General features: G+C 68.9%; 14 protein-coding genes. 8 read left to right on the top strand and 6 right to left on the bottom strand.

Features of this window, described 5'->3' with window-relative positions:
• Positions 1 to 49 precede the first annotated feature (49 nt).
• From ACZ6O0_RS31350 to ACZ6O0_RS31360, 3 genes are all read right to left on the bottom strand, one after another.
• A complete protein-coding gene (locus tag ACZ6O0_RS31350) occupies positions 50 to 853 on the bottom strand; it encodes an SGNH/GDSL hydrolase family protein (RefSeq protein WP_465768607.1) in 804 nt (267 codons plus the stop codon).
• Between the two features lie 80 nt (positions 854 to 933).
• Positions 934 to 2,898, bottom strand: a complete 1,965-nt coding sequence (locus tag ACZ6O0_RS31355) for a heparinase II/III domain-containing protein (RefSeq protein WP_465768608.1) — start codon at positions 2,896 to 2,898, stop codon at positions 934 to 936.
• A gap of 130 nt (positions 2,899 to 3,028) precedes the next feature.
• Positions 3,029 to 3,403, bottom strand: coding sequence for a VOC family protein (locus ACZ6O0_RS31360; RefSeq protein ID WP_465768609.1), 375 nt, complete (start codon positions 3,401 to 3,403; stop codon positions 3,029 to 3,031).
• 108 nt (positions 3,404 to 3,511) lie between these two features.
• Between ACZ6O0_RS31360 and ACZ6O0_RS31365 the strand changes: the two genes are divergently transcribed.
• From ACZ6O0_RS31365 to ACZ6O0_RS31380, 4 genes are all read left to right on the top strand, one after another.
• Entirely contained in the window at positions 3,512 to 3,922 is a 411-nt protein-coding gene (locus ACZ6O0_RS31365; RefSeq protein ID WP_465768610.1) for a VOC family protein, read from the top strand.
• A 10-nt stretch (positions 3,923 to 3,932) separates the two neighbouring features.
• Positions 3,933 to 4,787 (top strand): alpha/beta fold hydrolase, encoded by an 855-nt coding sequence (locus tag ACZ6O0_RS31370; protein WP_465768611.1) that lies wholly within the window; start codon positions 3,933 to 3,935, stop codon positions 4,785 to 4,787.
• Between the two features lie 5 nt (positions 4,788 to 4,792).
• Positions 4,793 to 5,302, top strand: coding sequence for a DinB family protein (locus tag ACZ6O0_RS31375; protein WP_465768612.1), 510 nt, complete (start codon positions 4,793 to 4,795; stop codon positions 5,300 to 5,302).
• 78 nt (positions 5,303 to 5,380) lie between these two features.
• The gene (locus ACZ6O0_RS31380) at positions 5,381 to 6,265 is read left to right on the top strand and encodes an RNA polymerase sigma-70 factor (protein ID WP_465768613.1); all 885 of its coding nucleotides are present in this window, start codon (positions 5,381 to 5,383) and stop codon (positions 6,263 to 6,265) included.
• On the opposite strand, the gene ACZ6O0_RS31385 is transcribed toward ACZ6O0_RS31380, so the two are convergent.
• Positions 6,255 to 7,229: a 2-hydroxyacid dehydrogenase gene (locus ACZ6O0_RS31385; RefSeq protein WP_465768614.1), complete on the bottom strand. Its 975-nt coding sequence runs from the start codon at positions 7,227 to 7,229 to the stop codon at positions 6,255 to 6,257. The genes ACZ6O0_RS31380 and ACZ6O0_RS31385 overlap by 11 nt on opposite strands.
• Before the next feature lie 102 nt (positions 7,230 to 7,331).
• On the opposite strand from ACZ6O0_RS31385, the gene ACZ6O0_RS31390 reads away from it, so the two are divergent.
• The 3 genes from ACZ6O0_RS31390 (at position 7,332) to ACZ6O0_RS31400 (ending at position 9,827) form a co-directional block, all read left to right on the top strand.
• Entirely contained in the window at positions 7,332 to 8,336 is a 1,005-nt protein-coding gene (locus ACZ6O0_RS31390) for a magnesium and cobalt transport protein CorA (RefSeq protein ID WP_465768615.1), read from the top strand.
• Between the two features lie 74 nt (positions 8,337 to 8,410).
• Positions 8,411 to 9,352, top strand: coding sequence for a hypothetical protein (locus tag ACZ6O0_RS31395; protein WP_465768616.1), 942 nt, complete (start codon positions 8,411 to 8,413; stop codon positions 9,350 to 9,352).
• A 58-nt stretch (positions 9,353 to 9,410) separates the two neighbouring features.
• A complete protein-coding gene (locus ACZ6O0_RS31400) occupies positions 9,411 to 9,827 on the top strand; it encodes a VOC family protein (protein ID WP_465768617.1) in 417 nt (138 codons plus the stop codon).
• Between the two features lie 7 nt (positions 9,828 to 9,834).
• Here the strand turns inward: ACZ6O0_RS31400 and ACZ6O0_RS31405 are convergent, their stop codons facing one another.
• A complete protein-coding gene (locus ACZ6O0_RS31405; RefSeq protein ID WP_465768618.1) occupies positions 9,835 to 11,151 on the bottom strand; it encodes a Gfo/Idh/MocA family protein in 1,317 nt (438 codons plus the stop codon).
• A 78-nt stretch (positions 11,152 to 11,229) separates the two neighbouring features.
• On the opposite strand from ACZ6O0_RS31405, the gene ACZ6O0_RS31410 reads away from it, so the two are divergent.
• Positions 11,230 to 12,198: a LacI family DNA-binding transcriptional regulator gene (locus ACZ6O0_RS31410; RefSeq protein WP_465768619.1), complete on the top strand. Its 969-nt coding sequence runs from the start codon at positions 11,230 to 11,232 to the stop codon at positions 12,196 to 12,198.
• On the opposite strand, the gene ACZ6O0_RS31415 is transcribed toward ACZ6O0_RS31410, so the two are convergent.
• Positions 12,195 to 12,683, bottom strand: coding sequence for an Lrp/AsnC family transcriptional regulator (locus tag ACZ6O0_RS31415; protein ID WP_465768620.1), 489 nt, complete (start codon positions 12,681 to 12,683; stop codon positions 12,195 to 12,197). The two genes, ACZ6O0_RS31410 and ACZ6O0_RS31415, sit on opposite strands and share 4 nt — an antisense overlap.
• Between the last annotated feature and the right edge of the window lie 72 nt (positions 12,684 to 12,755).

Raw genomic sequence — 12,755 nt, forward strand, 5'->3', positions numbered from 1 at the left:
CGCCGTACTCCTTCTGATAACGCGGAAGACGGCCCAGAGGTTGCCATCCTCACGGGCTGCCTTGGATGGCGTCGGCGATCAGTTCGTTGCGGGCGTTCCGGCCGACCGGCTCGGTGGTGTGGACGCCGTCGCGCAGATACTTCCCCAGGCCCTCGGGCCGCGTGTTCAGGAACTCGGCCCAGTGGATGATCCGCAGGTTGGGGTGGCGCGCCGCGGCCTCCTCGAGCTGCTGGTTGATCCACGCGCTGTTGGCCCGATCGGCGGCCTGCACCTCGGCGGACTGACGGAACCGGCTGACCTCGACGTCCACCCAGTACACCGTCCGCTTCGGCCCGGCGATCGCCATCGCCCGCTCCACCTGCGCCCCGAACGCCGGCGGGTCGAAGATGTCGTTGGTGCCGACCGCCATCACGATCCGCCCGGGCAGGCCGTAGGTCCGCGACCAGTCCGCGAGGGCGTCGACGGACGCCGACGCCGGCTGGCCGGACCAGTTGTGGACGGCGATCGAGTCGCCGGTCCGGTCCGCCAGCTCCTGCTCGAGCTCCGTTCCGTCCTGGACGGCGATGCTGTCGCCGAACATGAAGATCCCGTTGAACGTGAGGGTGTCGCGGATCTGGTCCTCGGGCGAGATCCGCCGGAGCAGGTTCTGCCACGGGCCGAGCGTGCCGGACCCGTAGTGGCCCGGCACGGCGGCGGTGGTCCCGGAGCTGATGATGCTGGTCGACGATGCGGCGTTGGGCGAGCGTGGCTCGAGCAGCACCAGCAGGCCACCGATCAGCGTGAACACCGCACAGGTCACCACGATGGCGATCCCGGGCGCGATCACGTTCTCACGGAGCCTGTGCTTCAGCACCCCCAGTACCCCCCTCCCACAGTCTCCTCATCTTTCCTGACGCGATGAACTGTGGGAATCGTTGCAACCCGATCCGAACTTCACCCGAGGCGGACGAGTGACCCACCCGCGGTGATGCCGATCGAGGTCCGTACGCCGGCCACAGTCAGGTCGACGATGTACGTAGTACCCGACCAGCGGGTGCTGTAAAGCACCGAACTGCTGGACCGCACCGGTGCGACGAAGGACAGGATCGACGCCGTCGTCCCGGAGCGCGCGAACATCAGGGTCGGCGCCGACTGCCGGGAGGTGATCGTCGGGTAGGTCCAGCCCTGGATCGGCGCGGTCTGCGCCTGCTTGAGCAGGATCGCGCCGGGCGGCAGGGCCTGCCGGTAGGGCACCTGGAACAGGATCGTCCGGGTCGCGTCACCCGGCTTCTGCGCGAGCGCCGTCGTCCGCGAGTACACCGAGGCCGTCTGGTCGGACGGCAGGTGCCACAGCGTCTGGAACTGCTGTGCCTTCTTCGCCGAGCCGCGGTCCAGCGTGACGAGCAGGTCCGGGTTCCGCAGCACGAGTACGGCGCGCACCCGGCTGATCCCGGTCCCGGGAACGTCGGAGAACTCGTAGAAGTCCGACGACTGGTTCACCGCGGAGCGGGTCAGCTTGGTCGCCGGGTTGAGATCCGGCGACATCGGTGTCGTCATCACGCTGTGTGCGAACGGGCTCTTCGCCCAGGTCCGCCACATGTCGTTCTGGTACCCGGCGTGACCGCCGTCGATCACGACGTCCCGCCCGCCGGCCGTGTACGTGACGGACATGTGGTCGCTGTGGCCGTGCAAAGCCCGCGCCGGTCCGTACCGGATGCTGTACGACGCCTGGGCGGAGAACGCCGGACCCCATCCGGATCGGCCGAACACGTAGCCGGCCGAGTACACGCCGACGCGGTCGGTCGGTGCGATCCCGCTGACCCCGAGACTTCCGGCGTACTGGAGTGGGGTGTCGGCGACAGGCGCCGTACGCACGAGCTCGGAGTCGCCGATCTGGTGGAGAATTCCCCGGGAGTCGGTGGCGAGCGCGATCCAGTTCGCCAGCAGCGCCCGTCGTTCGGTGATCGTCGTACCGGGGTCGGCGCCGCAGGCCCGCAGGACGTCGACCGCGCGACCCCAGAGCGAGTAGTTGAACTGTGCGTACGCCGTCGACTGCTCGTTGGTCGAGCCCTGCGCGTCGATCGAGGTGGTGATCCCGGCCCCGAGCCGGCTGACCGCGAGGTTCATGTAGTCGGGCTCGTCGAGCGTGCAGCCGACGCCGAACAGGGCGATGCTCTCGTCCGTGCCGTGGTTCCAGGCGCCACTCCAGTTGTTGACCAGGAACGTGGCGTGGTCGACCAGCGCGGCGTCGAGCCACTGGTACTCCGGCGGCAGGGTGCTGACGTTGAGCCCGGCCAGGACCGCCTCCCGGGTGCACAGAAGCACGTTGGTGCGGTGCATGGTGGATTCCCAGGCGCCGATGTCCGCCTTCCAGGAATACGGGTTGTCGAGCACCCAGTCGTGCACGATCGCCGTCACGTGCGTGAGGGCGTCCGTGTCGCCCTGACCGGCTGCCGTGATCCCCTGACCGATCCACCGCAGGGAGTGGAGCCACATGTACCAGCTGGGGTTGTTGTACGGGTTCAGCTTCCAGTTGATGTTGCCGGTGCCGTCACCGACCTTGTACGGCTTGAACCCTCCCCAGGAGTAGGTGTCCTGCAGCACCGACGACAGCGGCGTCGCGTCGTCCACCGTGCTGAAGCCCGGGCAGGTGTAGGTGCCGCCGGACGCCGTCAGCGCCCTCGCCTTCGGCTGGCCCGCGCTGCTGGCGGACTTGGTTGCCGCCGGCACCACGTTGCTTGCTCCCGGCACGAACTGTGCCCCCTCGGGCTCGGGCAGGTCGGCCGCGATCGCGATCCCCGGTCCAGGAGTCGCGGGCCCGGCCGCCACGACCGAACCCGCCGCCGCGACGCCGCCCACGCCGGCCGCTGCCAGCACACCGAGCATCGCTATCCACTTGCGCATGTGTTCCCCCACCATGAAGCCGCTCCCCCGAGCGGCAGTGCAGACTCTTCCAACCGCTAGATGTCGATCGGCGGGAGAAAGTTACAACATTTTTCCGGGTGGGGCCGTGCGTAGTGAGGTGCTCACGCGCGGTGCGTGCCAGTGGTCAGGCGGCGCGTTCGGCTTCGCTGCGCTCGACGCAGAACTCGTTGCCTTCCGGGTCCTTCATGGTGACCCAGCCAGGACCCTCGGGACGGCGGTGATCCTCGTGGATGGTGGCGCCGAGCGAGACCAGGCGCTCGACCTCCTCGTCGCGCGTGCGCTCGGTCGGGACCCAGTCGATGTGGACCCGGTTCTTCACCGACTTCGACTCCGGAACGGCGATGAACAGCATGCCGGGGACCGGCGCCGGGGCCACCACGAGCACCTCGTCGTCGCCAGGTGCGTCGTCGTCCCCGAGCGGCCAGCCGGTGACGGTACTCCAGAATTTCCCGAGTTCGTAGGGGTTTCCGGCATCGATCGTGATGTGTCGCAGGATCATGGCGCGACCTTAACCGGACCGGGGCCGGCCAGGGGTCGCGGACTGTCGGTGGCCGGGTCTACTGTGCGGGCCAAGAGCGGTTTCCAGGTTGGGGGAAGGAAAGTTCCGATGGCGTCACGGCTCAATCCGTACATTCAGTTCGACGGCAATGCGCGAGCGGCGATGGAGTTCTACCAGGGAGTCTTCGGCGGTGAGGTGTCGTCGAACACCTTCAAGGAGTTCGGCGCGAGCCACGGCCCGGACGACGACGACAAGCTGATGCACAGCCAGCTCGAGACGCCGAGCGGCTTCACGCTGATGGCGGCCGACACCCCGCAGGGCATGCCGTACACCCCGGGCGAGAACATCTCGATCAGCCTCAGCGGCGACGGCGACGAGCTGCGCGGCTACTACGAGAAGCTGTCCGAGGGCGGCAAGGTCACGGTCCCGCTGGAGAAGCAGATGTGGGGCGACGAGTTCGGCATGGTCCAGGACAAGTTCGGCATCAACTGGATGGTGAACATCGCGGCCGCCGGCTGAGCGCGGGACGTTGCAGTGGTGGGACGGCGGCGCGCCGGACGGTGCCGCCGTCGTCTTCCTGCACGGCTGCCCTGACAGCAGGCACGCCGCGTATCCCGGTGACGCGGCCGCTCGGCGGACCGGCGTACGGCTGGTCGCGGTCAACCGGCCCGGGTACGGCGAATCCGCGGCGTACGCGTCGACGCATGAGTCGGTGGCGGACGACGTCGCGGCCGTGGCGGATCGGCTCGGGATCGAGCGGTTCGCCGTGCTCGGCATGTCGATCGGCGGGCCGTACGCGCTGGCGTGCGCGGCGCGGTATCCGGACCGGGTGACCGCGGTCGGGGTGGCCGCGGCACCGGCGAGCGTGCCCGAGCTCGACCCGCCGTACCATCGCGACGACCTCGACCCGCCGCAGCAGGAGTTCTTCAGCCGCCTCGCCCGGCTGACACCGGACGAGGCGGTCGAGACCATGCGCGCCGACTTCGAGGCGTACGTCGCCCAGGTGAAGCCCGCCGACCCGGACGACGCGGCGCTGGCCCGCCGCTTCCTCGCGGAACTGGACCCACGCGACGCGGAGCTCGTCACCCGCCTCGGATCCGTCAGCGCGATCGCCGCCTCTGTCCGGGAGGCGCTGGTGAATCCGGACGGCTATCTCCGCGACGCCGCGATCTCCTTCCGGGCCTGGGACTTCCGCCCGGACCGCGTCCAGTGCCCAGCCTTCCTCTGGTACGGCGAGCTCGACCGGAACGCCTCGGTCCGCAACGGCCACTGGCTCGCCGAGCGCATCCCACAGGCGACTCTGGTCATCCGCGAGCGGACGACGCATCTCGCCGTACTGCACGAAAACTGGGAGGAGATCCTCACCGCTTTGCGGCTAGCGTGACGCGCATGGGACTCAACGACGTGTTGTACGACCCGATCCGGCACAACAACTGGGCGACGAAGAGCCTGATCCAGTTCTGTCGCGCGCAGGACCTGACGCCCGAGCAGCTCGAGATCACCGGCGTCGGCACGTACGGCGGGATCGTGGCGACGCTCGACCACATCGTCCGGTGCGACGGCAGCTATGTCCGCCGGATCGCCGACACCCCGCTCGCGTTCGTGGACAGCGAGGGCACCCCGGACTTCGACACGCTCGAGCGCTGGAACGACGAGGCCGGCGCGGTCTGGGAGGAGTTCCTCGCGAAGCCGATCGACGTCGAGCGGGTCATCATCGTCGACAACAACACCCGCGGGACCCGGGTGGGCATCTTCATCGCCCAGGCGATCAACCACGCCAACCACCACCGCGAGCAGGTCTGCGCCATCCTGACCGGCCTCGGCATCGAGCCGCCGGACATCCAGGCCTGGGAGTACGCCTGGACCACCGGGCGGATCTGGGACCTCCCCGAGAAGTGAGTTTCGGCCCGGATGTCACAAAACGGCGGGCTGCGGCGTCGGGTGGGTGACACCGTCGAAGGCGTAGAGGAGTCACCCATGTCCGGCACCGACCAGGCCACCGAGGCGTTCGTTGCCCATCGCAACCTGCTGTTCACGGTCGCGTACGAGCTGCTCGGCTCCGCGGCCGACGCCGAGGACGTGCTGCAGGAGACGTGGCTGAAGTGGGTCGACGTCGATCTCAGTACGGTGCGTGACCAGCGCGCGTACCTGGTCCGGATCGCCAGCCGCCAGGCGCTCTCCCGGCTGCGGACCCTCGGCCGCCGCCGGGAGTCGTACGTCGGCCCCTGGCTGCCCGAACCGCTGCTGACCGCACCGGACGTGGCCGAGGACGTCGAGCTCGCCGACAGCGTCTCGATGGCGATGATGCTCGTGCTGGAGACCCTGAAGCCGACCGAGCGGGCCGTCTTCGTCCTGCGTGAGGTCTTCGGCCTGGAGTACGACGAGATCGCGGAGGCCGTCGACAAGACGCCGGCCGCGGTCCGCCAGATCGCCCACCGGGCTCGCGAGCACGTCGCCGCGCGCCGGCCCCGCGGCACGGTCTCCTTCGACCAGACCCGCGACGCGATCGAGGCGTTCCAGCGGGCCGTCAACACCGGCGACCTGCAGAGCCTGGTCGACGTGCTCGCGCCGGATGTGGTCTTCCTCGCCGATGGTGGCGGAGTCGTCCAGGCCTTCCTCGAGCCGATCGTGGGGATCGACCAGGTGGCGAGCCTGCTGGGCTCCGGGCTGGGGCGGTTGGCCAAAACCCAGAGCCGGCTGACCCAGATCAACGGTCAGCCCGCGCTCCTCCTCGGGATCGAGGGGGAGTTCGACAGCGTGATGGCGCTACGCGTCGAGGACGGGCTGATCAGCGGGATGTACGTCGTTCGCAACCCGCACAAGCTGACCGGGCTGGAGCAGGAGGTCACCCTCAGCCGCTGAGCCCCCGGACCAGGGCGGCCGATTCAGGGACCGGCGTCAGCGGTGTGCCGTGGGTCAGCCAGTTGCGCAGGTTGTCCACGACCAGGTTCGCCATCGCGGTCCGTGTGGGGATCGTCGCGGATCCCACGTGCGGGAGGAGTACGGCGTTCGGGAGCGTCAGCAGGTCCGGGTGGACCGCGGGCTCGTGCTCGAAGACGTCCAGCCCGGCGGACAGGATGGTGTTGGTCCGCAGGGCGTCGACCAGCGCCTGTTCGTCGACGACCGAGCCGCGAGCGACGTTGATCACGATGCCCTCCGGGCCGAGCGCCTTCAGCACCTCGGCGTCGACGAGGTGGCGGGTGCCGTCGCCGCCGGGGATGACGATCATCAGGATGTCGACGTCGCGGGCCATCTCCACCAGCGACGGGTAGTAGCGGTAGCCGACGTCCTTGCGGCGGCGGTTGTGGTAGGCGACGGAGATGCCGAACGGCTCGGCCCGGTCGGCGATCGCCTGACCGATCCGGCCGAGGCCGAGGATGCCCATCCGGCGGCCGTGCATCGTTGCCCGGGTCAACGGGTACGCACCGTCCCGCTGCCACTTGCCCTCGCGCAGGTACCGCTCGGCCTGCGGCAGTTCACGGACGGTCATCAGCAGCAGACCAAGAGCAGTGTCCGCGACCTCGTCGTCCAGCACGCCCGGAGTGTTCGTCACGACGACGCCGCGTTCGGCCGCGGCGGTCGCGTCGATCCGGTCGTAGCCGACGCCGAAGCTGGCCACCAGCCGGACCGCGGGCAGCCGGTCGAGGAACGCGCCGTCGATCGGCGTACCGCCGGTGGCGACGGCAACGATCTCGTCGCGGCGGGCGGCGAGGACGGCGTCCGGGTCGCTCTCCTCCCACAGCCTGATCAACTCACAGTGATCGGCCAGGCCCTCCGCGACCGCCGGGTGCATCGGTCCGGGCATCAGTACCACTGGTCGTCCCACGGGTTCTCCTCACCGCCACGAAACCGCTGTTCACCGCCGCTTTCCCGCCCAACCCTATTTCCTGTCGCCGGTCGGTACGACGATCGGGGGAGGAGGTCAGCCATGATCATCGACTGCGCTTACTACCGGGACGGACTTCGCCAGCACGTCGAGGCGATGTCGGTCGAGGACGCCGCGACCCACTGCAAGACGGGCGGGTTCGTCTGGCTGGGCATGTTCGAGCCCACCGCCGCCGAACTGAAACAGGTCAGAGACAGCTTCGGCCTGCACGAGCTGGCCGTCGAGGACGCGCAGACGTTCCATCTGCGGCCCAAGGTGGAGCCGTACGAGGGCGACGTCGAGCTGGTCATCCTGCGCACCGCCCGGTACGACGACGAGCGCGAGGAAGTCGACTTCGGCGAGGTCAGCGTGTTCGTCGGGCCGGCGTTCGTGATCACCGTCCGCCAGGGCGTGGCCAGCGACCTGCACGGCGCCCGGATCCGGCTCGAGCAGCGCCCCGAACTGCTCGAGACCGGCACGAGTTCGGTGCTCTGGGCGATCCTCGACCAGGTCGTGGACGGCTACGGCCCGGTCGTGGCCGAGCTGGAGCGCGACATCGAGCAGGTCGAGCAGACCGTGTTCGCCGGTGCCGTCGCGCCGACCGAGCAGATCTACTCGCTGCGCCGCGAGGTGACCGACTTCTACCGGGCCGTCCACCCGCTGCTCTCCGTCCTCGCGACCGTCGAACGCGGTGCCCGGGAGACCAAGCTGCTGCCGTACTTCCGCGACGTGCACGACCACCTGGTGCTGGTGAACGAGGAGGTCGCCGCGCAACGCGACCTGCTCGCCACCGTGCTGGAGGCGAACATGGCGGTGATCGGAGTCGAGCAGACCAAGGTCAGCGTCCGGCAGAACGCGACCATCGAGCAGCTGACCATCCTGGCCACGGTGTTCCTGCCGCTGACCTTCGTGACCGGGTTCTTCGGTCAGAACTTCGGCTGGCTGGTCGACCACATCGGCGCCGAGTGGGACTTCCTCGCGCTCGGCATCGGTGGGCTGGTGGTGCCGTGCGTGGCGCTGGCGATGTGGTTCTGGCGGCAGCGGGCCGTCCGCCGGCAAGCTACCTGACGCATCAGATTCACGCGGTGTTCCGACGATGACCCGAGGGTCGGAGAGCACGATCCACTCCCTCGGAGGTTGTGATGCGAAAGCTCCCCGCCCTCATCGTCGCGACGACCGTTCTGGCCGCCGTGGCGCTCCCACCCGCCTCGGCGGCCCGTCCCACGGCCCAGGCTCCTACTGTCGCGGCGGCCGTCGCCGAGCCCCCGACGTACGCCGCGACACCGCTGACGTCGTACCCGGCCTTCGACGCCAACCAGGCGGTCGCCGTCGACGCGAAGTACTTCTACGCGGTCAACAACCGCACGATCACCAAGCACGACCGGAAGACCGGCGAGCCGCTGCTGCAGTTCGCGGGCGACACCGACGGACCGTTCATCCACATGGACAGCGGAGTGGTGGTCGGTACCAAGCTGTACGCCGTCCACTCGAACTACTCCGACTGGCCGATGGAGAGCTCGATCGAGGTGTTCGACACCAAGACGATGCGGCACATCGACTCGTACTCGTTCGGCATCTACCGCGGGTCGCTCACCTGGCTCGACTGGCACAACGGTGCGTGGTGGGCCGGGTTCGCGAACTATGACGACATCTCGGACGAGACGGGCGAGCCGTACGGCCAGACCTACAACACCCAGATCGTGAAGCTGAACGACAAGTTCCAGCCGCTCGCGTCGTACACGATCCCGAAGCCGATCCTCGACCGGTTCAAGCCGATGTCGAACTCGGGCGGCTCGTGGGGTCCGGACGGCCGGCTCTGGCTGACCGGTCACGACCTCGGTGAGGCGTACGTGATGGAGCTCCCGACGGCCGGCGCCGAGCTGCGCTGGATCGCGACCGTCGACCTCCCGGACGTCCAGGGTCAGGGCATCGCGTGGGACCGGTCGGACCCGCGGCACCCGACATTCTGGGCGATCAGCCGGCCGAACCGGCTGGTGCACACGTTCAGCATGCCGCTCAGCTCGATCAAGACCCCGACGGCCAAGGGCTGGCAGGTCCTCGGCCCGGCTCAGTTCCGCAAGTAGTTCCACTTCGATCGGGTAGCGGCCAGCTCCTGTCCGCTACCCGATCGATGCTGGAGTCATGACCAACACAGCTACGTTCCACGCGTACTTCGGTTACCGCGACGCGGCCGGCGCACTCCGCTGGCTGGAGAAGGCCTTCGGGTTCGAGACCACGATGGAGGTCCCCGACGACAAGGGCGGCATCATGCACGCCGAGATGCGGTACGGAGGGGTCGCCTTCACCCTCTTCACCGACGAGGAGGGCTACGACCGGCCGACCCGCAAGGGCGACACCGTCGGCCACGGTGCCTACATCGCCTTCGACAACCAGGCCGAGGTCGACGCCGTCCACGCCACGGCGGTCGCGGCCGGCGCCGAGTCGATCTGGGAACCGGCGATGACCGAGTGGGGCAACTACCGCTGCCGCGTCTCCGATCCCGAAGGCTACGAATGGACGTTCGGCACCCACCGCCCGGGGCTCCCCACCACCTGGTAGTGCTGGACTACTGGGTCCAGCCGCCCAGGTTCAGGTCGGCGATCACGACCGGCTGACCGGTGGCCAGCGACTGGTTGGCGGCGATGCCGACGGCGACCGCGCGTACGCCGTCGTGCACATCGGCCGCGCGGCCGAGGGGATCGTTGCCGGGGCCGGCGAACAGGTCGGAGTAGATCAGCCGGTCACCACCGCCGTGACCGCCCTCGCCCCGCGGGATCTCGACCTCGACCGCCGAGGCCCAGTGCTTCTGCAGGACCAGCCGCTCACCGTCGGATCGCACGTCTCCGGCGACCACGCGCTCCGACGGGTAGCTCGGGTCGATCTGGTCGTCGATCACCGCGGCCCGCTCGACCACCTCGAGCTCGGCGCGGCCCTCGGTGCCGTTGACCGAGACCCGGTACCCCTCCCACGGTGAGTGGGCGTTGAGCGAGTAGCTCAGCCGGGCGCCGTTCGCGTACTCCGCGACCACGGCCATGTTGTCCTCGATCGTGATGCCCGGGCCGAACACGTCCTGGTCGCGGCGGTAGCCGTCGTACTGCTCGCTCTCCCAGTAGAGCTGCCGGTTGATCTCGTCGGTGCGGAGGTCCAGCAGCCACGGATCGTTGGCAGAGCCATCGATCGTGCCGCGCTCAGGTCGTTGCCCAAGGCCACGAGCGGCCGCGTTGTCGGCGCCGTAAAAGAACAGGCCGCCGGACGCGTACACCTTGGTCGGCGTCGAGGCGATCCACCAGTTCACCAAGTCGAAGTGGTGGGACGCCTTGTGCACCATCAGGCCGCCGGAGTTCTTCTTCTCGCGGTGCCAGCGGCGGAAGTAGTCCGCGCCGTGCCGGGTGTCGAGCACCCACTGGAACTCGACGCTGGTCACGGTCCCGATCTCGCCGTCCGCGATCAGCTGCCGCAGTGCGCTGTTCCGCGGGGAGTACCGGTAGTTGAAGGTGACGACCACGGACTTGCCGGACTCGGTCATCGCGTCGACGATCTCCCGGGTGCCGTCGGCGTCGATCGTCAGCGGCTTCTCCACGATCACGTCCGCGCCGGCGCGCAGCAGCCGGGAGACGACCGCGGCGTGCGTGTAGTCGGGACTCGTCACGACCACCCGGTCGACCGACTGCTCCTTGACCATCCGTTCCAGGTCGTCGGCGCCGTACTGCGGGAGCTCCGGTCCGCCGAGCTCGCGGATGGAGCGGTCGTGGAACGCGAGGCGGCCCGGGTTCGGGTCGAGCAGCGCGACCAGCTGTGCCTCCTGCGGATGCTCCTCGAGGATGGCGTGGACGTACGACCGCGCCCGCGATCCGGTCCCGGCGACTGCATAGCGTCTGGGCACGAAGGACTCCTTCTACTCGTGTAGAACACGCACGCTAGCAATCGCTTTCCGGCCGGTCAAGGGTCGTACTATCGGCACATGCCGAAGCCCACCCCCGTCACCCGGAACGACGTGGCGCAGTACGCCGGGGTCAGCACGGCGGTGGTCAGTTACGTGGTGAACGAAGGTCCGCGACCGGTGGCGCCGGAGACCCGGCAGCGCGTCCTGGAGGCGATCCGGGTGCTCGGCTACCGGCCGAACGCGACCGCCCGCGCGCTGCGGATGGGTACGACGCGGACCTTCGGCCTGATCACGCCGGACGGCGGCAACCCGCTCTTCGCCGAGCTCGCCAAGGCCATCGACAAGGAAGCCTCGGCCCGCGGCTACGTAGTCCTCCAAACCGGAGCCGACGGCGATCCGGCGACCGAACAGGCGAAGGTCGCGGAATTGCTGGCCCGCCAGGTGAGCGGTCTGCTGCTGGTCGCGCCGAGCGAGGCGCCGGACCTCAGTGACGCCGAGATCCCGGTGGTCGCGATCAACCGGGTGCTGCCGACGGTCAGCTCGGTCCGCCCGCAGTACCGCGCCGGTGCCCGCGCCGGCGTCAAGCACCTGATCGAGCACGGCCACCGCAGCATCGGCCTGGTGATCGGTGGTCCACCGGGCGGCGAACGCGAACTCGGCTGGCGGGACGCACTCCGTCAGGCGGGCCTGCCCGACGGCCCCATCGCCCGCACCACCTTCAGCCGCCCCGGCGGCTACACGGCCGCCCAGCAGTTGCTCGCAGCAACAAACCGCCCGACCGCGATCTTCGCCAGCTCCGACCTCCAAGCAGTAGGCACCCTCCGAGCCCTCCACGAGGCCGGCCTCAAAGTCCCCGAAGACGTAGCCCTAGTAGCCTTCGACGGCACCGCCGAAACCGAATACACCTGGCCGCCTCTCACTGTCATCCGCCAACCCTTGGAACGCATGGCCCAGCATGCGGTAGCCCACCTCATTGACGGCCCAACCACGGTGAAGGCAACCACCTTCCCAGCCGAACTCATCCTCCGGCGCTCCTGCGGCTGCTAGAGGGTTCCGAGGTCCTCGAAGATGAGGGCGGTTCGGGTGGCGAGGACTTCGGGGATGGCTTGGAGTTTTTCGAGGACTACTCGGCGGAGGCCCTCGTTGTCGGCGGCGCGGACGAGGAGGATCGCGTCGAAGTCGCCACCGACGAGTGCCATGTGCTTGATCTCGGGGATCGCCTGGAGTTGCTGCCGGAGGGTTCGCCACGAGCTTTGGCGGAGACTGAGCGTGACGTACGCCGACGTCGCGAGACCCAGCTTGAGTGGGTCGACCGTGACCGTGAAACCGGTGATCACCCCGTCCGTGGTGAGCCGCTCGACCCGGGCGTAGGCGTTCGCGCGGGAGATGTGGACCTGGTCCGCGAGGGCCCGGATCGAGAGCCGTCCGTCGCGTCCCAGCGCCTCGATGATCTGCCGATCGACCTCGTCCAGCGCCGGGGCGACGACCATCTGTCCAGGACCGGCCCGGTGGACCATCACCTCTTCGGACATCGTGCTCCTCCTGAACGCCGTTCCGGGCCAAACGTCTCGTGATTCTTCCAGGTCTGGATCCGATTGGCCAGA

Source organism: Kribbella sp. NPDC048837, from assembly GCF_055586945.1.